This window comes from Anabaena sp. CS-542/02 (assembly GCF_028331085.1).
Taxonomy (GTDB): domain Bacteria; phylum Cyanobacteriota; class Cyanobacteriia; order Cyanobacteriales; family Nostocaceae; genus Anabaenopsis; species Anabaenopsis arnoldii.
This window is the reverse complement of the sequence record NZ_JAQMTM010000154.1, coordinates 1-24,406: the sequence shown is the minus strand read 5'-3', so window position 1 is coordinate 24,406 and position 24,406 is coordinate 1. Positions and strand designations below refer to the sequence as shown.

Annotated in this window: 26 protein-coding genes and 2 pseudogenes; 10 read left to right on the top strand and 18 right to left on the bottom strand. The window is 43.1% G+C overall.

What is annotated here, in order from left to right; all coding sequences use genetic code 11:
* Positions 1-4 precede the first annotated feature (4 nt).
* The gene (locus PN447_RS15880) at positions 5-1,441 is read right to left on the bottom strand and encodes a carotenoid oxygenase family protein (protein ID WP_271763987.1); all 1,437 of its coding nucleotides are present in this window, start codon (positions 1,439-1,441) and stop codon (positions 5-7) included.
* Between the two features lie 225 nt (positions 1,442-1,666).
* On the opposite strand from PN447_RS15880, the gene PN447_RS15875 reads away from it, so the two are divergent.
* Positions 1,667-2,482 carry a carbon-nitrogen hydrolase family protein gene (locus PN447_RS15875; protein ID WP_271763986.1) on the top strand — a complete coding sequence of 272 codons (816 nt, stop codon included), beginning with the start codon at positions 1,667-1,669 and terminating at the stop codon, positions 2,480-2,482.
* A 78-nt stretch (positions 2,483-2,560) separates the two neighbouring features.
* On the opposite strand, the gene PN447_RS15870 is transcribed toward PN447_RS15875, so the two are convergent.
* The 4 genes from PN447_RS15870 to PN447_RS15855 form a co-directional block, all read right to left on the bottom strand.
* Positions 2,561-3,142: an HMA2 domain-containing protein gene (locus tag PN447_RS15870; RefSeq protein WP_271763985.1), complete on the bottom strand. Its 582-nt coding sequence runs from the start codon at positions 3,140-3,142 to the stop codon at positions 2,561-2,563.
* A gap of 170 nt (positions 3,143-3,312) precedes the next feature.
* Positions 3,313-3,612: a DUF5132 domain-containing protein gene (locus PN447_RS15865; RefSeq protein ID WP_271734283.1), complete on the bottom strand. Its 300-nt coding sequence runs from the start codon at positions 3,610-3,612 to the stop codon at positions 3,313-3,315.
* 259 nt (positions 3,613-3,871) lie between these two features.
* Positions 3,872-4,429, bottom strand: a complete 558-nt coding sequence (gene def, locus PN447_RS15860; protein ID WP_271763984.1) for a peptide deformylase — start codon at positions 4,427-4,429, stop codon at positions 3,872-3,874.
* A 10-nt stretch (positions 4,430-4,439) separates the two neighbouring features.
* Positions 4,440-5,618 carry an HhoA/HhoB/HtrA family serine endopeptidase gene (locus PN447_RS15855; protein WP_271763983.1) on the bottom strand — a complete coding sequence of 393 codons (1,179 nt, stop codon included), beginning with the start codon at positions 5,616-5,618 and terminating at the stop codon, positions 4,440-4,442.
* A gap of 220 nt (positions 5,619-5,838) precedes the next feature.
* Between PN447_RS15855 and dnaA the strand changes: the two genes are divergently transcribed.
* Entirely contained in the window at positions 5,839-7,218 is a 1,380-nt protein-coding gene (gene dnaA / locus PN447_RS15850; RefSeq protein WP_271763982.1) for a chromosomal replication initiator protein DnaA, read from the top strand.
* A gap of 598 nt (positions 7,219-7,816) precedes the next feature.
* Positions 7,817-8,980 (top strand): DNA polymerase III subunit beta, encoded by a 1,164-nt coding sequence (gene dnaN, locus PN447_RS15845; protein WP_271763981.1) that lies wholly within the window; start codon positions 7,817-7,819, stop codon positions 8,978-8,980.
* Positions 8,981-9,092: 112 nt separating this feature from the next.
* Here the strand turns inward: dnaN and PN447_RS15840 are convergent, their stop codons facing one another.
* From PN447_RS15840 to PN447_RS18755, 6 genes and pseudogenes are all read right to left on the bottom strand, one after another.
* A complete protein-coding gene (locus PN447_RS15840; protein WP_271763980.1) occupies positions 9,093-10,280 on the bottom strand; it encodes a TRC40/GET3/ArsA family transport-energizing ATPase in 1,188 nt (395 codons plus the stop codon).
* Positions 10,281-10,368: 88 nt separating this feature from the next.
* Entirely contained in the window at positions 10,369-10,764 is a 396-nt protein-coding gene (locus PN447_RS15835; protein WP_271763979.1) for a DUF2358 domain-containing protein, read from the bottom strand.
* 28 nt (positions 10,765-10,792) lie between these two features.
* Positions 10,793-11,371, bottom strand: coding sequence for a hypothetical protein (locus tag PN447_RS15830; RefSeq protein WP_271763978.1), 579 nt, complete (start codon positions 11,369-11,371; stop codon positions 10,793-10,795).
* Positions 11,372-11,468: 97 nt separating this feature from the next.
* Positions 11,469-11,834, bottom strand: coding sequence for a zinc ribbon domain-containing protein (locus PN447_RS15825; protein ID WP_271764010.1), 366 nt, complete (start codon positions 11,832-11,834; stop codon positions 11,469-11,471).
* A gap of 118 nt (positions 11,835-11,952) precedes the next feature.
* Entirely contained in the window at positions 11,953-12,435 is a 483-nt protein-coding gene (locus tag PN447_RS15820; RefSeq protein WP_442867106.1) for an RNA-guided endonuclease InsQ/TnpB family protein, read from the bottom strand.
* Positions 12,436-12,498 (bottom strand): annotated as a pseudogene (locus tag PN447_RS18755) (helix-turn-helix domain-containing protein); the annotation flags it as partial.
* A 38-nt stretch (positions 12,499-12,536) separates the two neighbouring features.
* Between PN447_RS18755 and PN447_RS15815 the strand changes: the two are divergent.
* The 3 genes and pseudogenes from PN447_RS15815 to dprA form a co-directional block, all read left to right on the top strand.
* Positions 12,537-12,626 (top strand): annotated as a pseudogene (locus tag PN447_RS15815) (IS200/IS605 family transposase); the annotation flags it as partial.
* Positions 12,627-12,893 (top strand): HNH endonuclease, encoded by a 267-nt coding sequence (locus PN447_RS15810; protein ID WP_271764009.1) that lies wholly within the window; start codon positions 12,627-12,629, stop codon positions 12,891-12,893.
* A gap of 33 nt (positions 12,894-12,926) precedes the next feature.
* Positions 12,927-14,057, top strand: a complete 1,131-nt coding sequence (dprA, locus tag PN447_RS15805) for a DNA-processing protein DprA (protein ID WP_271763976.1) — start codon at positions 12,927-12,929, stop codon at positions 14,055-14,057.
* Between the two features lie 50 nt (positions 14,058-14,107).
* Here the strand turns inward: dprA and PN447_RS15800 are convergent, their stop codons facing one another.
* Both PN447_RS15800 and PN447_RS15795 read right to left on the bottom strand, forming a co-directional pair.
* Positions 14,108-15,502 (bottom strand): serine hydrolase, encoded by a 1,395-nt coding sequence (locus tag PN447_RS15800; protein WP_271763975.1) that lies wholly within the window; start codon positions 15,500-15,502, stop codon positions 14,108-14,110.
* Between the two features lie 98 nt (positions 15,503-15,600).
* Positions 15,601-16,326, bottom strand: coding sequence for an RNA methyltransferase (locus PN447_RS15795; protein ID WP_271763974.1), 726 nt, complete (start codon positions 16,324-16,326; stop codon positions 15,601-15,603).
* Between the two features lie 237 nt (positions 16,327-16,563).
* Here PN447_RS15795 and PN447_RS15790 point away from each other — a divergent pair, with 237 nt between their 5' ends.
* Positions 16,564-16,914 (top strand): DUF6464 family protein, encoded by a 351-nt coding sequence (locus tag PN447_RS15790; protein WP_271763973.1) that lies wholly within the window; start codon positions 16,564-16,566, stop codon positions 16,912-16,914.
* A 46-nt stretch (positions 16,915-16,960) separates the two neighbouring features.
* On the opposite strand, the gene PN447_RS15785 is transcribed toward PN447_RS15790, so the two are convergent.
* The 4 genes from PN447_RS15785 to sufB all read right to left on the bottom strand — a co-directional run bounded on the left by PN447_RS15785 (position 16,961) and on the right by sufB (position 21,925).
* Positions 16,961-18,223, bottom strand: a complete 1,263-nt coding sequence (locus tag PN447_RS15785; protein WP_271763972.1) for a cysteine desulfurase — start codon at positions 18,221-18,223, stop codon at positions 16,961-16,963.
* A 30-nt stretch (positions 18,224-18,253) separates the two neighbouring features.
* Positions 18,254-19,606 carry a Fe-S cluster assembly protein SufD gene (gene sufD, locus PN447_RS15780; protein ID WP_271763971.1) on the bottom strand — a complete coding sequence of 451 codons (1,353 nt, stop codon included), beginning with the start codon at positions 19,604-19,606 and terminating at the stop codon, positions 18,254-18,256.
* Complete coding sequence (gene sufC / locus PN447_RS15775; protein ID WP_271763970.1) at positions 19,606-20,388, bottom strand: Fe-S cluster assembly ATPase SufC; 783 nt, start codon at positions 20,386-20,388, stop codon at positions 19,606-19,608. The genes sufD and sufC overlap by 1 nt, the downstream gene beginning before the upstream one ends.
* Before the next feature lie 97 nt (positions 20,389-20,485).
* Positions 20,486-21,925 carry a Fe-S cluster assembly protein SufB gene (gene sufB, locus PN447_RS15770; protein WP_271730657.1) on the bottom strand — a complete coding sequence of 480 codons (1,440 nt, stop codon included), beginning with the start codon at positions 21,923-21,925 and terminating at the stop codon, positions 20,486-20,488.
* A 271-nt stretch (positions 21,926-22,196) separates the two neighbouring features.
* Between sufB and sufR the strand changes: the two genes are divergently transcribed.
* Positions 22,197-22,880: an iron-sulfur cluster biosynthesis transcriptional regulator SufR gene (gene sufR, locus PN447_RS15765; RefSeq protein WP_271763969.1), complete on the top strand. Its 684-nt coding sequence runs from the start codon at positions 22,197-22,199 to the stop codon at positions 22,878-22,880.
* Between the two features lie 38 nt (positions 22,881-22,918).
* Positions 22,919-23,179 carry a hypothetical protein gene (locus PN447_RS15760; protein WP_271763967.1) on the top strand — a complete coding sequence of 87 codons (261 nt, stop codon included), beginning with the start codon at positions 22,919-22,921 and terminating at the stop codon, positions 23,177-23,179.
* 78 nt (positions 23,180-23,257) lie between these two features.
* Here PN447_RS15760 and PN447_RS15755 read toward each other — a convergent pair whose 3' ends face one another.
* On the bottom strand, positions 23,258-23,878 hold the full coding sequence (locus PN447_RS15755) for a hypothetical protein (protein ID WP_271763966.1): 621 nt from the start codon (positions 23,876-23,878) through the stop codon (positions 23,258-23,260).
* Between the two features lie 313 nt (positions 23,879-24,191).
* On the opposite strand from PN447_RS15755, the gene PN447_RS15750 reads away from it, so the two are divergent.
* A partial coding sequence (locus PN447_RS15750; protein WP_271763965.1) for a hypothetical protein occupies positions 24,192-24,406 on the top strand: 215 nt, incomplete at its 3' end.

Sequence of the window (24,406 nt, the reverse complement as noted above, 5' to 3'; positions counted from 1 at the left end):
GTCTCTACTTAGCATTTTGAAAGTAACCGTGAAAGCCATGAGGAATCACAGTGGGTAATCCCAATCTACAAACCGGTTCTGTATCTAGGCGATCGCCATCAAATATCCAAACTTCGCTACTATGAGAATTGCCATCATAAACCACTGTCAACACCCAAGCTTGCTGAGAGTTGTGTGCATCTTCCACAGGTAAAGATTCACACGGATAGCAATTTTCCGGTAAATTAGCCTCAGTGAAGGTTTGAGTGCGGTGATCAAAACGGCCGATAGTATTTAATATTTCTTGACTAATATCTGTATCTTCCCGGTGTGAGGACATATAGATATAACGTGAAAGTTTCCCTAAATTTGTCTTAGGGACATGAGGAAACTCACAACTGCGGTTTATTAGTTTCTGAACTGATGTCACCTTAGCTGTTTGGGGTTGCAGATGAATTCGCGTCAGGGTACTTTGAGCACTTGTGAGGGTTTTACCTGTAGCCACTTCCCCCAGATATTTATTTGTGTTAAAATCTTGATAGCGGGCGAAATCTACCACCACATCACCACTAACATCTACATAACCATTAGCAAAATGCCATTGATACCAAGGTTCGGTTTCTCCACGACTGACTAAAGATAAGGTTTCACGGTCAATTACTAAAATTTCCGTACCCAATTCTGGTTTCCACTGGAAAGACTGACTGTAGGTGCTGATACCAGCAACCACAGGAAAAATATTTAACCGTAGTGGTGGAATAAAAAATATTAGATATTGTCCAGCTAAAACAAAATCGTGGATTAATGGAATACCAGGAAGTTGGACTTCAGCTTTTTGAATAATTTTCGCAGTTAAGTCACTCTTATAAAGATTTAAGGTTCCACTGAGTCCCGGAATGACACCAAAGTTAAAAATTTCCCCCGTTTGGTGATCAACTTTGGGATGAGCAGAATAGGTTAGTCCCTGGTTCAGACCATTTAAATTATCCAAACCGCGTGTTTCTAAAGTTTGGAGGTCAAGGGAATGAGGATGACCACCTTCCCAAAGTGCTAGAAGTCTGTCAGGTAATGCTAGAACCGAAGTATTAGCAGTATTCTTAACTGGTTTGAGCCATTGATTCCAAATTGCACCGGGTGCCGTCATGCCATAATTACCGTAAAGCAGTTTACCCGCTGCGGTTTCTTCCTGATAGCCCGCAGTTTGCACATAACGATAAACTCCGCTAACACCAGCATCGGTAAAATGAACCGCCAAAATTGCGCCATCACCATCAAACCAGTGTCCCACATGAACACCACCACGTTCTAACCTTCCTGGTCCATTGCGGTAGAGTGTACCGCGTAGGCCTTCAGGGACTTGGCCGGAGAGAATGGGTAATGGAGTGAGGGGAAATTCTTTCCCCGGTTGAGCGATCGCCTGAGCCCATTTTTTATGCGTTAATGGTTGAATAGTTGTTGTCATCCTCACATACTATGGCATAACGTTAGTAGATTTAAATAATATCTAAATCTATTTATGAAATAAATTAATGACTTATAGGTGACACTTCGTAGCTACCGGTACAAGGGGGCGAGCTAACCGCCTACTTTAGCCAATTATATGGTATATCAATTTTACCAATTTACCGTGTCTGTTTTCCTCTCAGGATTGATCATCCTGACTTTGTAACTTTCTGGAGGTTTTTAAATGAAGTCTTATTTAGCAGCTGCTATTCAAATGAGTAGTGTACCCAACTTACACAAAAACTTAATAGAAGCAGAAGAACTAATTGATCTGGCTGTGCGTCGAGGTGCGGAATTAGTCGGGTTACCAGAAAACTTTTCTTTTATGGGAGAAGAGAAAGACAAACTCGCACAAGCAGACGAGATTTACCGTGAAACTACACAATTTCTCAGAAAAATGGCCCAGCGCTTCCAAGTTACCATCTTGGGCGGTAGCTTTCCCCTTCCTGTGGAAAATACTGGCAAGGTATATAACACTACTGTCCTGATAGACCCTAGCGGTGAAGAACTCTTACGTTACTATAAAGTACATTTATTTGATGTTAATGTCCCCGATGGTAATACCTATAGAGAATCTAGCACCGTTGTAGCTGGTCAGGAACTACCCTCAGTATATTTCTCGGAAAAACTCGGTAATATAGGACTTTCTGTTTGCTACGATGTCCGTTTTCCCGAATTGTACCGACATCTGTCGGATAAGGGAGCAGATGTGATGTTTGTACCTGCTGCTTTCACTGCTTTTACTGGCAAAGACCACTGGCAAGTATTATTACAAGCAAGAGCAATTGAAAATACCGCTTACGTGATTGCACCCGCTCAAACTGGCAATAACTACGGCCGTCGCCACACCCACGGACACGCTGTGATTATCGACCCTTGGGGAGTAATTTTGGCTGATGCTGGTGAACAACCGGGAATTGCGATCGCGGAAATTAAGCCGTCTCGCTTGGAACAAGTCCGCCGTCAAATGCCTTCCCTAGAACACCGGATATTTAGTTAAATGAATGTAATTTGGGTTGTTGATGGATTTTCCACCTGCAACCCAACTTTATAGTTGACTTGACCGAGATATCACCGCCTAATGTTCGCTATTAAGCAGCACTTGACTGTTACTGTTGAGTTTAAGAAAACTATCAAAGGCATACCAAGCCAACACATACCAAGGAATAATTTCCAGTTCTAAACCTTTAACCATAACTTGTCTAATAGCCAGAATACTCAGTCCGAGGGGAAACAGAACGCGCAAATCAACCTCGCCACCAGTGGCGCGCTCAAACCGGTTATTTAAGTTAATAATTGTGCTTTTCATATCTTCTGCTGCTTCCGAGTTCCCCTCGGTAACATCAGCAAAAGTTACTCCTAAATCTAGTAGTGTAGTTAGCACATTTTCTAAAGCCGCATTTTTGCCATCATGGTTGATGATTATACTACCTGAATTAATATTAGTCCTGACCTGAGTCACATGAGGCTGTGTCTGGAGCACATTAGCAATACGTTGCATTTCTCGAGGATGACGATGAACAGGAGAAATTCTCAACCGTAGTCTTCCGTGAGTTTCACTAATGATTTTAGTGGATATAGGTTGATGTGTGGTTTTGAAACTTGCCTGTTGCAAAATTTTGATAATCTTGGTAAAATTATTATAACTATTTGTCAACACACAGTGGCCCTCCTGAATTATATTTCTGCTTGTAGTCAGGACTTTAATCCTCTCATCACCAACGCAAGAAAAGTCTGATAGCCAATTCCTGCGTTGCTCCTATTGATTTTGAGGACTGAAGTCCTCCGTAAGACAAACTACGCGTGGAGAAAGAACTTTTACTTGCTGATTTATACGCCATGTTCTGCTGTGTTCTCAGCAGATGCTTCAAATACGGGTGTTTCTCTCTCCTCGGCAATTTCAGCCTTAGCCTCGGCTATAATGTCTTCCCAGGTTTCGCCCATTTCTGCAAATGCTCCGCGGCTTTTTTCGTAGGCGACAATTCCACCTTTGACTAGTGACTTGAGTATGGGTTTACCAATTCCTGCTACAACGGGAATGAGGACAGGTGCCAAGAGTACCGCCCCTATACCGGCTATAATTCCAGGAGTGCCAGCCTCTTCAACAAAGTTAATAATTTTAGGTGCCATAATTTAGTTAACTCTCGTAGATGATAGGTAAGCCTTTTAGCTTAATCTGGGTGGGATTGGGATCTCATCTTGCTGATGGTAGAGTTTGATTTGTTGCAGGTTTGGGGAGAAGACGTAAAGTATTGTTAATGAGGATATTAAGAAGATTTACTTAATTGAAGTATAACCCTTAGCCACAATATCCCATCTCTGCCTTGAGGGATATCTTAGATGTGGTAGAAAATATCACTTTTTGGGGATATGAAATCCAGATTCATCTCTAGTTGATGATTTCCTCAGCCCTACCCGCTGGATTAATTAACATTTTTTGGTATTTATCCTCAGTAATAATATTGAGGTAATTCTCAATGCGGTCAATAAACAACACCCCATCGAGATGATCATACTCATGTTGAAAAATCCGCGCCACAAAATCAGTTAATTCTTGCTTTTGTAACTGGCCATTGCGGTCAGTATATGATACTTCAATTGCTTGGTATCGTGGTACTAACCCTCGAAGACCAGGAACACTTAAACAACCTTCCCAACCTGGAATCATTTCGGAAGAGTGAGCAATTATTCTGGGATTAATCATGGCGGTAGGCTGCATAAACGGAGCGTGGGGATACCTGAGATTAGGGCGGGAAGCTACTATAAATAAACGATAGGATGCGGATACTTGAGGCGCTGCAATTCCCACACCATTAGCCTGGGTAACTGTGACAGTCAAGTCGTCAATGAGGTTTTGAATACTTTCATCTTGAGTATTTTCAACCCAAGTGGCTTCTTGGCGGAGTATGGGATCCCCTAGTTGAAGAATTTGTATTAGTTCAGACATAAGCAAGAATTTAACCTTGTCTTCTAGCTGGTAAAGGTGCTGGACTAACTTCTAGTGATATCAGCTGTCCATTGCGTTCTACCTGTATTTCTAAAGGAATACCAATTCGGCTATTTTGTACCAGATTCTGTACTTCTTCAATTTTAGTCACAGGTTGGTTATTAATGCTTTGAATCAAATCACCAGATTTTAGTCCCGCCACAGATGCCGGCGATCGCGGTACAATTTCAACTAATAAAACACCCTGATCTGCTCTCAAATTCAGGCCATTGCGTGGGTCTCGATTGATGCTGGCTTTAATATCCGGTGTCAAAGTCAGCATTTGAATACCTAAATAAGGATGATCCACCCTACCTTTAGCGATTAATTCCTGAGAAATTCTCTCTACTGTGTTAATGGGAATAGCAAACCCTAACCCTTGAGCACCGCGAATAATTGCCGTATTCATACCAATTACCTCCCCGCGGGAATTGAGTAATGGACCCCCAGAGTTACCCGGGTTAATAGCTGCATCAGTTTGGATATAGTCAACCCGCTTATCGCTGGCTCCAATATCACTACTAGAACGCCCGATAGCGCTAAGTATACCAGAGGTAACAGTATTATTTAACCCTAAAGGATTACCAATAGCAATCACCGCTTCTCCTGGTTTTAAGGTATCAGAGTTACCTAGAGGTAAGACTGGCAGATTATTAGCCTCAATTTTGATCACCGCCACATCTGTAACCGGATCTTCCCCGAGCACCTTCCCATCAAACGTCCTACCATCCTTGAGGGTGACAGTTACAGAATCAGCTCCATCTACAACATGGGAATTAGTGAGAATTTTACCAGAGGAATTAATAATAAATCCAGAGCCGCTACCCCGCTCTACTCGTTGTTGTGAATTGGCAAACCGGCGTAAAAATGGATCCCTGGGTACACCACGAGACTGTACTATTCTAGAGGCATCAATCCGCACTACGCCATCTCCCACTTTTTGTACAACTGCGACAACGAAGTTAGGATTGTCACCCGATGAGGAGGTAATTACCGGGTTAGTCACAGCCGGACTGCGATCATTTATGTTTTGGGTCTCAACCTGAGACAGAGGATCATTTCTTTGACCATCAAGGGTTTTAGTGGGTGGAAAAGAGCAGCCACCCAGTGACACTACTGCTACCCCACTGATTAGGATTAACTGAAGCATACAGCTTGATTCTCTCCTGTAGGCACCAACCCAGGTATCAATAATAGCTTGAACTTTCATCTTCATTGTCTTTGTTTCTCCGTTTTAGTCAGTGGGTGGTAGGATATTGCCTACTGGGTATGTCCTGTGAATGATGGCGAATCAAAAGCTCATTTGCCGTCTAGAACTGATCAATACTAAATTAGTGCTTTCTGACCATTAGTAGCAAAGGTGGTAAATAATGGCGATTCCCATTGACAGTCTCTGGAGTCAGGTATTACAGCGCTTACAGCTAGAATTATCCCGTCCTACCTTTGAAACTTGGATAAAAACTGCTCACGCGGAGGGATTAGAAAATAACTGCTTGGTAATCATTACTCCTAATCCCTTTGCTCGTAATTGGTTACAAAAATATTACATCAACACCATTGCTAATGTAGTCGAAGATATTTTGGGTCATCAGGTGGATATATACATTACGGAGGCTCAGGGTAATGAAGTCACTGACGGGGGACAAGCAAAATTTACTCGGGAATTACTGACTCAAAGCCAGAGTTCTGAAAATGTTCCGCCAAAAATGCAACCCACTACAGACTTAAATTCTAAATATGTATTTTCCCGATTTGTGGTTGGTGCTAATAATCGCATGGCTCACGCTGCTGCTTTGGCTGTGGCGGAATCCCCAGGAAAAGAGTTTAACCCCTTATTTCTATGCGGTGGTGTGGGGTTGGGTAAAACTCACCTGATGCAGGCTATTGGTCATTATCGCTCTCGCATTTCTCCAGGTTCTAAAATCTTTTATGTTTCCACAGAGCAATTTACTAACGACTTAATTACAGCTATCCGTAATGATAGTATGCAGAGTTTCCGGGAACATTATCGGGCTGCCGATGTGTTGTTAGTGGATGATATTCAGTTTCTTGAGGGTAAGGAGTATACCCAAGAAGAATTTTTTCATACTTTCAATACTTTACATGAGACGGGGAAGCAAGTTGTGATTGCTTCCGACCGCCCTCCTCATCAAATCCCTCAGCTACAAGAGCGTCTGTGTTCCAGGTTTTCTATGGGTTTAATTGCTGATGTACAAACTCCAGATTTAGAAACTAGGATGGCCATTCTCCAGAAAAAGGCTGAATACGAAAATATTCCCCTTTCCAGGGATGTCATTGAGTATATCGCCTCCCATTATACTTCTAATATTCGTGAGTTGGAAGGCGCTTTAATTCGGGCCCTGGCTTATATTTCTATTTCTGGTTTACCTATGACTGTGCAGAATATCACACCAGTTTTAGAACGACAAAGGGAGAACCTCGCAGCTACCCCAGAGGGCATATTATCAGTGATTGCTGATACTTTTGGTATATCCATTGAAGACCTGAAAAGTAACTCCCGGCGACGAGAAATTAGTTGGGCGCGTCAAATCGGGATGTATCTGATGCGCCAACACACTGGTCTGAGTTTACCGAGAATTGGTGAAGAATTTGGTGGTAAAGACCATACAACGGTAATTTATAGTTGTGATAAAATTGCCCAAATGCGAGAAAGCGATCGCACCCTAGCAGCAACCTTAGGTCAATTGAGCGATCGCATCAACATGAATAGCAGAAAACAGCAAAAATAAAGCCCGGAGTCATCAGCAGTTAACTCTTAGCCAAAATCCTCTGTCCGGCAAAAAATTGTTTTCCACAACCATTACTGCCATAATTGTTCAGCCGCTCACAAAAAATATTAATGAAACTATAAGAACTGATTAAAATTAAATTGATTTGCGCAAAAACTTCAGTCAGGTATAATTACCCTGTGGAAAACCCTCCTGGTTTTTCCACAAGTTTTCCACAGATACTAACCTACCAAACCATTATTTCAAATAGCCTCTAAGAGGAGTTTGGAAAGTCATGATTAGTGTATCGAATATTATTTGACCCCTCCCTAACCCTCCCCTTGTAAGGGGAGGGGACTGGATTTGATTGTTTTTTGTGTGTTCCGGTGTTCCGGTGTTCCGGTGTTCCGGTGTTCCCTAAGATAAAAATTACCTGTTGAAAACTTATCAAACATCCTCTAAGGGAGTTTTCCACAATTTCCACAATTCATATCAATATTTATGATTTGATGATAAAAATAAACAACCCACAAACACAATCAATCGCGTCTCTATCTACTTCCACCCAGAGCAACCCAGATTGACAGATGCTCTGATTTCCCACTTACGGAATATTTTTATGAAATTAGTTTGCACCCAAAGCGATCTTAGTACCAACCTCTCACTTGTCAGCCGTGCAGTACCCTCACGCCCAACTCATCCAGTATTAGCCAATATCTTACTCCAAGCAGATGCTCAAACTAACCAAGTCAGTTTAACCGCCTTTGACCTGAGTTTGGGTATCCGTACCAGTTTTAATGCTGAGGTATTGGAAGGAGGAGCCATAGCCCTACCAGCTAAACTACTTGTAGACATCACCTCACGCCTTCCAGAAGGAGAATTGACCCTAGATGATCAATCAGCCGTAGAATCGGAAACAGCTACCGGAGAAGGTTTAAGTGTCACCCTCACCCCCAAAAGTGGACATTTTCAAGTCCGAGCCATGGGGGCTGAAGAATTCCCCGAACTACCAATTATTGACAACGCTGAACCCATTCAAATTACCACCGCTTCCTTAATTGAAGGATTAAGAGGCTCATTATTTGCTACCAGTAGCGATGAAACTAAGCAAGTATTGACAGGAGTCCATTTAACAGTTAAAGAAGATAGCCTAGAATTTGCTGCTACCGATGGACATCGCCTAGCAGTGGTGGAAACTACTAACGAGCGTCCCCTAGGAGATAATCATCAGCTAGAGGTGACAGTTCCAGCCAGAGCCTTACGGGAACTACAACGCATGTTAGCTCATAATTCTGTGTCCGATGATGCGATCGCCCTATACTTAGATCAAGGTCAGGTTGTATTTGCTTGGCAAAATCAACGCTTAACCAGCCGCACCCTAGATGGCCAATATCCCGCATATCGTCAACTAATTCCCCGCCAATTTGAGCGTCAATTGACCATCGAGCGTAAACAATTAGTTAGCACTTTAGAGCGCATTGCCGTACTCGCCGACCAAAAGAATAATATTGTCAAGGTTAGCATTAACAGCGCTGCCCAGGAAATTACCTTATCCTGCGAAGCCCAAGATGTGGGTAGCGGTAGAGAGTCAATACCCGCACAAATATCCGGGGAAGATTTAGAAATTGCTTTTAACATTAGATACTTAATGGAAGGGTTAAAAGAATTACCATCTTCAGAAATTCAAGTACACCTCAATCAAGCTCTCACCCCAGTAATTTTTACACCCCTAGGAGGTTTAAAAATGACATACCTAGCCATGCCCGTACAACTGAGAAATTAGGTGCAATAAAAACTAGTTTTTGATCAATTCTGGTCTCAAATCTAAATAATTATCAAGTCAAAAGTAGAGATTTTTACCTGATTTTCTCTCTACTTTTGCTTGATGAGTAAAATTACACCTTCACCTTATCAGTAAAGCGAATTTTGAGATAGTCGTCTTCCATCTTCGCCCCTCCTGGCTGTAAAGCTGCCAAGGCTTGGGGCAATACCAAATTACGTCTGTGATTACCGATAGTAATATTTAATTCATCTCCAGTTTTACTGAGTTGAATTTGGCTTTTAGGGATACCAGGTAAATAAAGTTCCAAACTATATTGGTTTTGCTCCTGCACAACCTTAATAGTTGTTTCTTTGTAATATACCTGAGTGGGGTCTTCATCCTTGTAGAGAGTTTCTTTCAACCGTTCTAAAGCTGCTAGTCCGCACATCTCCTCAGAAAATAGCGGCACCTCTTTAACAGGTAGAGGTAGAAAATTATCATGTATTTCCCGGCGATATTCCTCCTGGTTTTCTTTCCAACGTTGGAAAAAGGGATCTTGCACTTCCTGGGGAATAATGCGATTAGCTATGACTAAATCTGTAGCCACATTATATAAACTCAGATAAGCATGGGCGCGCAGAGATTCTTTAATCACCATCTTTTCGGGATTAGTTACCAGGCGCACGGAGGTTTGAGTATTATCAGTTAAGACTTTTTCCAGGGCTTCAATTTGCTCATAAAATTCATAAGGTGCATCCATCACCTCTTTATCTGGGAGAGAAAAACCCGCAATGGGTCTAAACAAAGGTTCCACCAGAGGTCGCAGCGCCACGGAGATATTTTGAAATGGCTTGTAAAACCGGCGCATATACCAGCCGCCGACTTCAGGTAAACTCAGCAGACGTAATGCGGTACCAGTGGGGGCTGAGTCGATAATCAAAACATCAAAGTCCCCTTCGTCGTAGTGGCGTTTCATCCTGACTAAGCCAAAAATCTCATCCATACCCGGTAAGATGGCTAATTCTTCGGCTTGAACCCCTTCTAAACCCCTAGCTTGTAACACTTGGGTGATGTAACGCTTCACCGCACCCCAATTTCCTTCTAGTTCTTGCAGCGCGTCGAGTTCCGCACCCCACAAATTCGAGCGAATTTCTCGCGGTGCGTGTCCCATTTCTAAATCGAAACTATCTGCTAGGGAGTGGGCGGGGTCTGTACTCAAAACTAGTGTGCGATAGCCTAGTTCTGCACAACGGAGTCCAGTGGCCGCAGCAACGGAGGTTTTACCTACGCCGCCTTTGCCTGTCATCAAAATTACGCGCATGGATGATTACGTCCTGTTCAGGATTTTTACATTTATTTACATTATCAACTGTTTCGAGAAAATAAATGCTTTCATCGGCTTTGTTTCCCTAACCTTTGACGGCAGGAGATAGGTAAAAATGCTGTTTAATTACATCTATGGGTGAACAGTGCCAATAATCAATGTGGGAAATAATCAGGTTAGCAGAGTTTAGTGTTAATTCACTCCAGCCGGAGATGGAAATTCGCGGTTTCCACGGCACTGGTGTATTCCAGCTGAGTGTCCACTCCGTTTTTATGGTGTCTCCTAAAGGTTGAATCTTGTGTACTTCCATATGGGGATTAATAAACCATTTCTGGATGAATTTAATCATCTGCTCATAGCGTTTAACTCCCCGAAATTTAGTTAATGGATCTTGAAAATAAACGTTTTCGGCGTAAATGCTATATGTCTGATTCTGGGGAAATCTTTGATAGTCTTGTTTGAGAATTTCAATTATATCCATGAACTTGTTCAGCTCTATGAAGGCTTTTCTATTCAGGTTTAATCTCAACTTCGTTCCAGAGGCGTTGTAATTGACTCTGCCAAGCTGTTAAAACTTGTTCTCTGTCTTGGGCTGTTTGGTTATTGTCACCTAGTAATCCTTCTGCATAAAAACGTTCTAGGTTTTGCATTGTCCCTTGCAGTGATTGTCCTTGCTGCTTCGCTGTCTGGATGATTTGCCGAATGCGGGTTTCAATCAGACGATTAAAGACGTTATCTAAACCAGCTTGATATAAAGATACTATTCGGCTGATGGCACTGGCAAAATCTTCACTGACTAAAGTTTGACTGTTATGTTGATATACTGCCCAAATTACACTATCAAACAAAGCATAACGTACTTCTTGGGTATCATCAAAGTTCGCTTCTAAAAATTGCGCTAAAAATGGTTGGGCTTGTGTTAGTGGAACAATAGGCAGTAAAATTCTTAACCCCGTATTATCTTCAGATAGTAGCACCAACAGCCGAAAACTAGGGCTTTCCACCTGCCACGATCCAGGTGCGATCGCTTTAATTTCCTTGCTGCTAAATAATTTTGTCAGCGTCCCTACAATTTCTTCTGGTGTCATAGTCTGTTTTAAGTCTCTAGTCTCTAGCTTAAGGCTTTGTGAGTATTCACTTGGCTTTTGTGTGGGAACTACTAGCAATATAGTAAATTTGACATACTCACCGACCCTGAAGGTCGGTGATTCTTGACAGTTCACAGTAACTCGCTGCCGAAACAGTCTTACAGTCACTCCCTGTCCGTTTTAGGTCGTGCCGATGCCCCATGCCGACCATTTCTATGTTCTTAGCAGCATTCTCATCTCTGTCTGCAAGAGTGTTGCAATTCAAGCACAACACTGAGCGAACAGACAAATCAATCTTGCCCCAACGATACCCACAACAAGAGCAAATCTGGCTAGTAGGTTCCCATCTGTCAATTACTCTGAAATCCCTTTTAAGTTTCTCAGATTTAGCCTCACAAAAAATTCTGAATTGCTGCCACACTTTCAAACTAATCGCCCTAGATAGTCTACGGTTTTTGAGCATTCCTGAGACATTCAAATCTTCCAAAACAATTACTTGGTTATCGTTAACTATTTTGGTTCTTGCGTAGATTTTATGGTAATCGAGGATTGATAACAACAAAACCCTTACGGGTTAAGGGTTATAAACAATTATGCCCAATATTTTCAATGAAATGCCGACACAATAAGGCTTTCAATGATTTTGAACTGGGTTCTCCATAAAAAGTACCGAAGAACCAGCTAGGTTCAGATGGTAGGTCTCTTGACCAAATTGGTTTGATATTCCCAATTTTGGCTATGTAGACTACTCCATCTTTTATAGAAAACCCAGCTTTAGTAAACTCTGCTGATTGTGAGTTGGTTTTCTTTTTAAATCTAGGAACCCCAACCTTTTTACCTTTTCTCTTACCTTTAAGGGAATTGAAAAAGTTTTTGTAAGCAACATCTAAATGCCTAAGAGACTGTTGTAATGGCACTGAAGAAACATCAGATAGCCATTTTCTCTCTTGAGTCTTTTTAGCTTGGGTCAGCATTGCCGAGAGTTTATTGTATCCAGGCAGCTTTTCAGATTGTTTGCAGAACGCTAAAGCATCATTCCAAACAACCCTAACACAACCATACAACCGAGCTAAACTCTGTTGCTGTTGGTTTGTTGGGTAAAATCTGTACTGATATCTAGCTTTCATGCTTTGTGCTAAAATTTGTCTGTAATAATATATTTTACATTGTTAATGCTTTAAAAAGTGTGTCTAGCCGTAGATACGGTCAAGCTGGATTCCCTAAACCCTATGGGAAGCAAGCTCTATGGAGTCCTATTAAAAGGCAAAAGGGTAAATGTCCAGAATGTGGGCATTACTTTAGGGACGGTGATGTAATGGAAGTTGACCACATCTTACCCATATCCAAAGGTGGAAAAGATGAATATAAAAACCTACAACTATTACACAGACATTGCCACGATAGAAAGACAGCCAGTGATGGAAGTCTTACAGGTTTTCATGACAAGAACCATATCACTGAGGAGCCGTATGAGGTGAAACTCTCAAGTACGGTTTTGAAGACGAGTCGGTCAGGTGACTGACCGGCTTAGTTTAATTTATCGGAATACTTAATCGTGGCAGAAGAAAAAGCGTATTGGCTAGCTTGGGCGCAAATTTCCGGGGTGGGTCCAGTGTTAATGCAACGGCTAAACCAGCATTTTGGCAACCTCTCTACAGCTTGGAATGCTAGCAAAGCCCAGTTAGCAGAAGTGGAAGGTTTTGGTTCTCAGACCTTAGAAAAGGTAGTTGCACAGCGATCGCCTGTGCGTCCAGAAGAACTACTAACCAAACATCACCAAGAAAACCCCCATTTCTGGACACCAGTGGATCCAGATTATCCCCGTTTATTACTGGAAACTCCTACCCCACCGCCAGTTTTGTATTATCGGGGTCAAGTGGATCTGCGGGAAAATCTGGGACAAACACCCATGGTGGGAATTGTGGGGACACGGCGACCTTCAGACTATGGTATTCGTTGGACTCGCCAAATTAGCGCAGCCTTGGCTAAAAATGGCTTTACAGTCGTATCTGGGATGGCGGAGGGAATTGATACAGAAAGCCATCTAGCCGCGATGCAAGCAGGGGGTAGAACCATAGCAGTTTTAGGAACCGGCGTAGATGTCATTTATCCCCCTAAAAATCGCGATTTGTATAAACAGATTTTGAGTCAAGGGTTAGTAGTGAGTGAATATTCCGCCAAAACCCCACCAGACCGCACTCACTTTCCCCGCCGTAATCGGATTATTGCGGGTTTAAGCCGTGCTGTTTTGGTCATGGAAGCGCCTGCTAAGTCTGGGGCTTTAATTACGGCTCGTTATGCTAATGAATTTGGCAGAGATGTCTATGCATTACCGGGAAGAATCGATGATTATCCATCGCAAGGGTGTTTAAAATTACTCAGTCAAGGTGCTTGTTTGGTTCTTAGGGAACTAGACGAACTGTTAAAAATGCTCGGAGCTATCCCCAAACTGGATACAATCGACACTATACCCATCCCGGAACAGGTTCGAGAAAAGGTAAAATTACCGAGGTTACCGCCAGAAATGCAAGCAGTAATGGATGCTATTGACTCTGATATTTTAACCTTTGATTTAATTGTGCAAAAAACAGGGATGAATACAGGCTTAGTTTCCAGCACATTATTACAGTTAGAACTTATGGGGTTAGTTTACCAACTCCCTGGAATGCGTTATCAAAAGACCTAAATTTTACCCACTGCATGTATGAGGTTTTCGTAATTTCCCACTATTCATCCCTACCTTGCTTCGCTGAAGGTAGGGACTTTCGTGTTAGCGTTAAATTGTTGGTAAGCAGCGCTAGAAATAGAGCTAATTAGTTTTTCGGCTTCCGGGTCATTATGGGGGCGTTGTACCATCACAGCCGCAATGTAGCGTTTACCTGTGGGGATATCAATTAAACCCACATCACCCAACATGGTGCCAATATCACCTGTTTTGTGGTGTATTCTTGCCCCTGGGCTTAAACCAGAAGGTAGCAGATGATTCCGCTCTGTACGACGCATAATATCAAGGATAAGGTCGCGCGATCGCATACTGACTAAATTCCCCTGATTGACCATAGCCAATAAATTCGCCAAATCCCTGGGGCTAGTGGTATTGGTTCCTGATAAATCGGGGAGAGGATTACGAATAGCTGTAGCGGAGAGTCCCCAAATTTGAAACCGCTGATTCAGGGCTTCCATACCTCCTAATCGAGCAATCAGCATATTAGTAGCGGTGTTATCGCTGCTTGTACTCATGCGAGTAGCGATTTCCATGGCGCTATACTGAGTCCCCACTTTTTCATATTGCAGATTTCCCGAACCACCGGCTATCATATCTTTTTCCATGGTTAGCATTTCATCCAGGCGGACTTTACCGGCATCCACATCTTGGAAAAAGGCGATGAGAAGTGGTACTTTAATAGTACTAGCCGAGGAGAAACTGCTCGCCCCATTCACATCCACATAGCCACCAGTCTCTAAATCCAGCAAGAACACCCCGGGTTTGAGATTGGGGTTAGCAATCGCCAAATTTTGGATAGCATTTTTCAATGGGGTAATTTCCTGGGTTAAATATAAACCAGAAGTATTATGTATAACTTGCGGCTGATTCTGCCCCAAATGAGGAGATTGTGTCCCCGAATGACTGGGCATACGCGTAGCAGGGTCTAACACTGACAACACCGTACCCATGATCGCACCGACACCCACTCCCACAATCAACAACCGTAAAGCATATAACATGGTTCTAGCCATGGGCTTTAACCGTGTTTTCCGCGATACTCGTCTGCCCATTTTCGGCATTGCTTGCTTGTCTACCCGGACGGTCTTTAATTGTGCTTTACCCCTCCTCATATGGGGCATGGGTTTTACGCCTGTAGGCATGACTAACACCGGTTTGGAGCGAGACATCATATTATAATTCAGCCCCGTCACGGCTACTTCTTTCTTGGGAGAACGCTGCTGATTAATGACTTTTACTTTTTTCTTTGCCACCTTTTGGCCGTTACTCTGACGCGGGCGAAGGTGGGTCGGTTGACCCCGCGAAAAGTTTCTTAGTTTGTCACTTGACTCTGACACTGTTACTCCTTGTGACCCACTCGAATGTTTTCGGTGCAAACTCCGCTCTAGCTTGCGTGGCGTAGCCATACCAAAACTCACCAGTAGCCTTTGTATGTTTAGTGTAAGCTATTTTAAATGTTTCAGGGGGATAATTTCGTAGATTTTCTCGGGTTCAATCATAAGTTTTACTCATGGTTCTTGTTTTTAATCACCCATTCTATTTGTCGCAGAATCCCTCTGAGCAGGGCTACCTCCTTGGTTTGTAGGTGCGCGCGATTATACAATTGGCGGAATTTAGCCATGCGACTAGCGGCTGTATGGGGATACAAGTAACCAATATCTAGTAGTAGAGATTCTAACTGCTGATAGTAGTTTTCTAATAGATCCAAAGATGCCAGTTCCAGACTGGGAGGAGGCGTTGTCGCTGGTGCTGTTTGTCCTAGTTCATAACAGCAAATACCCACAGCTGAGGCTAAATTCAGGGATGAATAATTGTCACTGGTGGGAATGCGAACAAACCTCTGAGCATAATTGAGTTCTTCATTACTTAAACCCCGGTCTTCTCTACCAAAAATCAGGGCGGCGGGTTCCTGTGGTGACTCTAATAACCAGGGTAGGGCGCTGCGGGGATTTTCTAAGGGTGTGTCCCAATCACGTACCCGCGCTGTGGTGGCGATCGCCCGGACACATCCGTGCAATGCTGCTGATAATGTGGGTACTAATACCGCAGATTCTAAAATATCCTTGGCATGAACTGCCATTTTCATGGCTTCCGGTGACTGTGGTTCGCATTGGGGATTGACTAAGACTAGGTTATGTAAACCAAAATTTTTCATTACTCTGGCGATTGACCCTAGGTTCAACGGTCCTGCTGGTTCCACCAACACAATTCTTAAGTCAGCCAATGCCATTTTTGCCTCCCATCATCCCTGTGATTTGTACTTAACTTTGTGCATTTTACCGATAGCTTGCATAGCGTAACCATCAAGCTATACAATTCTAGTTAAATAGTTACTTCGCTGTATGCACTCTATGATGTTGACATAATGGTAATAATGTCTATATCTGGGTATAATTTAAGTTGCAGTTTAGTCCCCCGTTGCTAACATCGGATAAGGTAGTTAGCGCATAACAGAGGCCAAGATCAGGTGTTGAAGACGCTATTAGTGATGACCGTTGGTTTATTACCATCCCTGTTTTCCCTGTGGGTAATTCGTAGAACCCATTCTCACCCACGCCGACAGACCAGACAAGTAGCTACTCACTCACAAACACCCATCCCGGAGAGGATCACACCCTTTGAAAGCGATGGCGCTAGGTCACCCCTGCTACGCGATCGCTATTATTTGGAAGGTGTGGGTTATCTCATCGGTGATATTAGTTGTAAATTTAATGCTCGCTCTGGGTATATGCGTTGTGCTGTTAACCCCATTGGTCCTTGTGGGGGTTGTCGTCATTATGAACAACGAGAATTAGCAACTACGGAAAACCTCTTATAAGTGCTTTTCTGTTAGCTCACAAAGGTGGGAATGACCCACCTTACATTTAAGCCTGGAAACCGGCAAAAAAGTCAAGGGTTTCCTGCAAAGCCTTGATAAAAATATCAATTTCTTCGCGGGTGTTATAGAAAGACAAACTTACCCGTGCGGTTCCTGGTAAACCTAAGTAACGGTGTAAGGGTTGAGTGCAATGGTGTCCAGAACGAATCGCTACCCCTTCTTGATCTAATAATGTAGATAAGTCGTTAGGGTGGACATCTGCGACTGTGAATGCAGCTAAAGCAGCTCTACCTTCTCCTTGGGCGTTAGGTTTCGGCCCATAAACTTGAATTTGGGGTATTTGGGCTAATTTTTGGAATAAATAAGCGGTGAGTTCAGCTTCGTAGGCGTGGATTCTATCCATGCCAATATTACTAAGATAATCTACCGCAGCCCCTAGGGCGATCGCCTCAGCAATAGCGGGGGTACCGGCCTCAAATTTATGTGGTAATTCTGCGTAGGTAGAATGGTCTAAATACACATCAGCAATCATCTCACCTCCACCGAAAAATGGTGGCATAGATTCTAACACTGCCAACTTACCATACAAAAACCCAATACCAGTGGGGGCGCACATTTTGTGACCAGATGCTACCAACCAATCACAGTTTATTGCCTGCACATCTACGGGCATATGAGGTAAACTTTGACAAGCATCAACCAAGAATTTAGCACCGTATCTGTGAGCGATAGTGGCAATTTCTGCTACTGGGTTAATGCAACCCAAAGTATTAGAAACATGACTTACTGCTACCAGTTTTGTTTTCTGGGAAATCAGCTGTTTAAACTGTTCTAAATCAAAACTACCTGCGGGTGTCAATTCGACAAACTTTAACACTGCACCCGTTTTTTGTGCTACCAATTGCCAAGGAACAATATTACTGTGGTGTTCCATCACCGACAGAATAATCTCATCTCCTGGTTGCAAATTGTTCATACCCCAGCTGTAAGCTACCAAATTAATGGCTTCACTGGCGTTGCGGGTGTAGATGATTTCCTGACGTGACCCAGCATTAATAAATTTAGCGACTTTATCTCGTGCTCCTTCATAAGCATCAGTAGCCTTAGCGCTGAGGGTATGAGCGCCGCGATGCACATTAGCGTTATATTGTTCGTAATAATCCCGTAGAATATTTAAAACGAACACAGGTTTTTGAGAGGTAGCAGCATTATCCAGATAAACCAAAGGTTTACCGTTAACTTCCTGATGTAGCAGGGGGAAGTCAGGGCGAACTTTGTCAGCTAGGGTTTTGGTAGGGGTGAAAGTCATGGGTAATTAGTCATTAGTGGTGATAAATAGTCATTCATGACCATTTACCGTGTTTAATAGGATATTTTGCAGAGACTTGACGGGTATTTGGTTGATAATTTCCGCCGCAAAAGCGTTAATCAACAACTTACGCCCATCGCTTTCATTAATTCCGCGACTTTGGAGATAAAAGATCTCGTCGTCTTCCAATTGACTAACCGTAGCACCATGAGCGCATTTAACGTTATCGGCGGTAATTTCCAATTGGGGCTTAGTATCCACTCTCGCCTTTGGTGATAACAGTAAATTGCGATTTAATTGTCCTGCATCTGTCAACTGGGCTGGTTTGGGGACAAAAACTTTACCGTTGAACACCGCATGAGCGCGATCGCCTACAATACACTTATGTAATTGTCTGCTTGTACCATGGGGATGATTAAGTGCGATCACACTGTGAGTATCAGCCAACTGCTTGTGAGAAATCATCGTCAAACCATTGAGAGTAGTTTCAGTTTGCTCACCAGTTTGGAACACTTCCAAATTGTGGCGAGATAACCGACCCCCAAAAGTCAAAGCATGACAAGTATATCGACTATCACGAGCCTGAGTGACAGTCGTCTTCCCAATATGAAAAGCTTCTACACCTTCGCGCGCTAACCGAGTATGATTCACCTGAGCATTGTTACCCAGCCAAATTTCCGTTACCGCATTAGTCAGGTAAACCGGCTTGTTCTTAGTGTTTTCCGTATCCCCCAACCCAGCAAAAGTAAAATCTTCCACCAAAGTTACACTACTACTCGACTCCGCCACTACCAAACAACGAGGCTGGTAAATGCTCGGTTGCTTATCAGCAGTATTGAGAAACAACATATGAATAGGCGTGTCAACGGTGACATTTTTCCCCACCCACAACACCGCCGCATCAGAAATTCCAGCAGTATTAAGAGCCGTAAACACCTCTTGTGAACCCTCAGCTTGTGCTAAATAGGGTTTAACACCCTCCTGCTGAGACTGGGACAAACCCGCCAAATTACCGACCACAACCCCAGATGGTAAATCTGCGACTGCGGATAAATGGGGCGCATAAACACCATTGACAAATACCAAACGACTGTTAACAGCTTCTGGTAAAGTTAAAGCCGAGATATCAGCTGATTTTAATTGTGTATCTACATGAAACTGTACTTGGCGTAAAGCTGACAAATCAGTAAAACGCCATTCCTCATTGCGGGTGGTGGGGATAGTAGCACGACGTACCCCATGAGCAGCACCTTGGCGTAATTCCTCTAACCAGTCCTGGGTTTTAGGAGAAATTACTTGATTTAATAACCCAGTCAGAAAATCATCCCTATCCCGCAGACCATGAGAGTTAGAAACGGGAATAGACTCAACTTGAATAGTCATTACACACCCACCTCAGCAGCTTCTAACACCCAGTCATAACCGCGAGTTTCCAATTCTAGAGCCAAATCCTTACCACCACTGGTGAGGATGCGACCCCGAGCCATAACATGGACAAAATCCGGCACAATATAATTAAGTAAGCGTTGATAGTGAGTAATCATAATGGTGGCATTTTCTGGACTAGTTAACTGATTCACGCCATTAGCCACAATTTTGAGAGCATCAATATCCAAACCCGAATCAGTCTCATCCAGAATACTCAACTTTGGTTCCAGCAGGGCCATTTGCAGAATTTCATTGCGCTTCTTCTCCCCACCAGAAAAGCCTTCATTGAGACTGCGATTCAAAAAAGCCGGATTCATTTTCACTACATCCAACTTTTCTGAAATCAAATCATCAAAATCAAAAGCATCCAATTCTTCCAAACCCTGAGCCTTGCGGCGAGAATTGTAAGCTACCCGTAAGAAATCCAAATTACTCACACCTGGAATTTCCAAAGGATATTGAAAGGCCAAAAATACACCTGCTCTAGCGCGTTCCTCTGGTTCCATTTCCAGCAAGTTCTCACCCTGGAAAATCACCTCACCACCAGTCACCTCATAAGCTGGATGTCCGGCCAACACCTTAGAAAAAGTGCTTTTACCAGAACCATTCGGTCCCATAATCGCATGAATTTCTCCAGAGCGCACCTCAAGATTTAAACCCTTCAGAATTGGAGTTCCATCAACATTAGCGGTCAAATCTTTAACTGACAGAACTACTTCACTATTTTCAATAATCATGTTCTCTCTTCTCTTCTCTTACTTTGCGCTCTGTGCGTCTGTGTGGTTCCTTAATCAAGACTAGGAATAAATAAAAAGCCAAGCCCTAGGTTGACAATTATCCAACACTACCTTCTAACTTGAGACTCAGAAGCTTGTCCGCTTCCACAGCAAACTCCATAGGTAGCTGATTAAACACATCCTTACAGAAGCCGCTAATCATCATAGAAATAGCATCCTCTGGGGAAATACCTCTCTGAGCGAAGTAAAACAGTTGGTCTTCGCCAATCTTAGAAGTAGAGGCTTCATGCTCCACTTTTCCAGTATTATTTTGTACTTGAATATAGGGGAAAGTATTGGCATGGGCATTATCGCCAATCAGCATAGAATCGCACTGAGAATAATTTCTCGCGCCTTGAGCTGTGGGATTGACTTTCACTAAACCGCGATAACTGTTACTAGAATTACCTGCTGAAATTCCCTTAGAAATAATCGTGCTGCGAGTATTTTTACCCACATGAATCATTTTTGTTCCGGTGTCAGCTTGCTGCATATTATTGGTCAGCGCCACCGAGTAAAACTCACCCACGGAGTTATCACCCACTAACACACAGCTAGGGTACTTCCAAGTAATAGCCGAACCTGTTTCTACTTGAGTCCAGGAAATTTTAGAGTTAACACCTTGACACAAACCGCGTTTTGTGACAAAATTGTAAATTCCGCCTTTACCATTTTCGTCCCCGGCGTACCAGTTTTGGACAGTGGAGTATTTAATTTCGGCGTTGTCCAGGGCGACGAGTTCCACTACAGCGGCGTGTAGTTGGTTGCTGTCATACATAGGTGCGGTACAACCTTCTAGGTAGGAAACATAGCTACCTTCTTCGGCTACAATCAAAGTCCGTTCAAATTGTCCTGTATCACCGGAGTTGATGCGGAAATATGTAGACAATTCCATGGGGCATTTTACGCCTTTAGGAATATAGACAAAAGAACCATCACTAAATACAGCACCATTCAAAGCTGCAAAGTAATTATCCGCAGCGGGAACAACGCTACCCAGGTACTTCCGCACAAGTTCCGGGTGTTCTTGTAGAGCTTCGGAAATTGAGCAGAAGATCACGCCATCTTCGGCTAGTTTTTCTTTAAAGGTGGTAGCCACCGAAACGCTATCAAAAATCGCATCAACTGCGACATTGGCGAGGCGCTTTTGTTCCGATAGGGAAATACCCAATTTTTCAAAGGTTTCTAGTAGGGTGGGGTCTACTTCATCCAAGCTGTTGAGCTTGGCTTTGGCTTTTTTGGGGGCGGAGTAGTAGATAATATTTTGATAGTCGATGGGCGGGTACTTGACGCTAGGCCAAGTTGGTTCCGTCATTTTTTGCCACTGGCGATAACATCTGAGCCGAAAATCTAACATGAACTGTGGCTCGTTCTTCTTGGCGGAGATCAAGCGAACAACGTCCTCGTTTAGTCCCCGGGGGATAGTGTCGGCTTCAATATCGGTGATAAAGCCGTACTTGTAGGGTTGGTTGACTAAGGTTTTGACAGTGGCACTCATCGGTATAAATCTCTTGTGTTCAGAACTGCAATTGTGGAATCTGTTTACTGATATCTCTTTAAGGATGGGAGAGGGGTTATGGTGTCCGCCTATTCCCCGCTGGTGTGACCGAGTGGTTACACATCTGTTAGAATAGTAATTGGGGAGTAAAACAACTTGCGGGTTGTTTAATTTATTTTCATTTTACGCTAAATTAACAACAAGAATGTTGTTAAAGTCAAATTTTCTAAAAAAATTTTTGGGGACGTTCGCGCAGCGTCTTGTAGAGAAAATGGAGATTACTCACCAAACCTCGACAAAGCAAGATATTCTCGAGTATCTGCTTAAACGCTCACAAGCAACTGCTTTTGAGTTGGCGGAAGTTTTAGATGTCAGCAAGCAAGCCATTCGTCGTCACCTGAAGGATTTGGAGACGGAGGAGCTAGTTCTGTATACATCTGTACAAGTAGGGATGGGGCGGCCGCAACATATCTATAAATTAAGCCCTCGGGGACGCGATCGCCTGCAAAGAAGTTTGAGCACTCACCAAGCCGACCGCTACGGCGAGTTTGCGGTGTCACTGCTGGATACTTTAGCGGAAACTGTAGGACGTGAACAGGTTAGCTCGATTTTACAGAAACAGTGGGAGAGGAAAGCCCAAGAATACCGCGATCGCGTCGGTAAGGGTTCACTCCAAGAGCGTGTAGCTAATTTAGTCAATGTCAGAAAAGCTGAAGGATTCATGGCTGAGTATCACTGTGTGGAATCCTCCCATGGTGATAGCTTTATCTTCATGGAACATAATTGTGCCATTTCTAATGTTGCCGAGTCTTTCCCTAGCATTTGCGGTCATGAATTAGAAATGTTTGCGGCGGTGTTACCAGATTGTCAGGTAGAGCGAACCCATTGGATTATCAATGGTGAACATCGTTGCGGGTATTTAGTGCAAGGGCGACCCGAACAAACAGATGCGTAAGTAGTAATAATTTTGACTTAGATTCAACAACTAAATATATGGATATACTACCACAGCAACCTTCAGCACAATTTCTCACCTTAGAAGAGTCGGCACAAGTTGATAGCGCCTTGTTGTCTTCTTCGGAAAAGTTTCTCACCAGACTAACAATTTCATCCCTCAAACTTTTACAGCATATAGCCCAAGAATACGGTGTTGCTATAGAAGACCTAACCACCCAGCAACTGATTACTTGGTTTGAAAAGGATGCCAAAATTAAGCGAGAGCAGGGAATTGAAGCTTCATATTTGAAGTGGTAAAAATTCCATACCGCAATAAAAAGCACCTTCAAAAAGGTACTTTTAGCGATGAATTTTATGTAATTTTAAGTACCACATTTAAGTCCGATAATTGTTAGTTCTAGGACTGCGAGCCCCCACAACAGCCCCCATAAGAGCCGCAGCTAAACTTAACAGGGAACCCAACACAAACCACCACAAAGCTCTGGAAGTAGCCCCAGCAATTTGGCGGGCTTGTTCAGCAGTTACAGCCGTTTCCGGTGGGGGTGTGCCTAGTTCAGGTGCCGGTACTACTGCAATATTGGGCACCACCACGCCAAAAGTACCCCATACTCCGGTTGCTAATAGCCAAGAACTCAGGGCGATAGTAGTAGCCCAGAGAATTGCGCCGTTGAGTAGGGCTGTATTTCGATTCATGGGGCCACAAGTACGAGTTGTCACCCAACCACCAATGAACAAGGAGATCAACAAAGCTAGGGTTGACCAGACTCCCACATTAGCAGCAACATCAGGGGCTATAGTCCTGGGGGCTCCCGAACCAGCAATGCTAGCTGCGCCGATAGCACCAAATAAGGAACTCAAGATTAATTGAGTAGCTAGGGCTACCAATACACCGGCAATGATTGGTCCCCAACGCACCCGGTCATGATATTCAGCGACTCTAGCTCCTAGTTGTGGTTCATTAATAACTTCATCGCCTACACGATTTATGTATGACATGGTTAATTTTCTCCATTGCTTTGTCAGCAAAGTTTTTCTCAAGTATATTCATTTTTTCAGTCATGCTTATGCTTTAAATTAAATTCCCAGCTTTGATTTTTAATATCTATCAACAGCATGACTTAATTACTCTATCTTCAGTAGGATGAAATCCAATTAATTAATAAATTAATAGCTAATCCATCGATTCTTAATGTCTTGATTGTTTGAGGTTATGTAAGAGGATGTTTGATAATTTTTCAACAGGTAATTTTTATCTTAGGGAACAGGGAACAGGTAACACCGAAGGATTGGGGAACACACCGAACACGGTATGGCTAACGCCACGCTATCGCTATCGACTTCGCTCACCAACCACAGAAAAAACAATAAAATCAAGTCCCCTCCCCTTACAAGGACAAGACTTGGTGGACAAGGTGGACAAGGTGACAAGGGAGAAAAACAGTACAAAGTCTGTATTTTTAGTAAGAAAAATAGCCCATTAAAAGACCATTGTCCGTATAAAATCTTCCTTGTCCACTTTCCTTC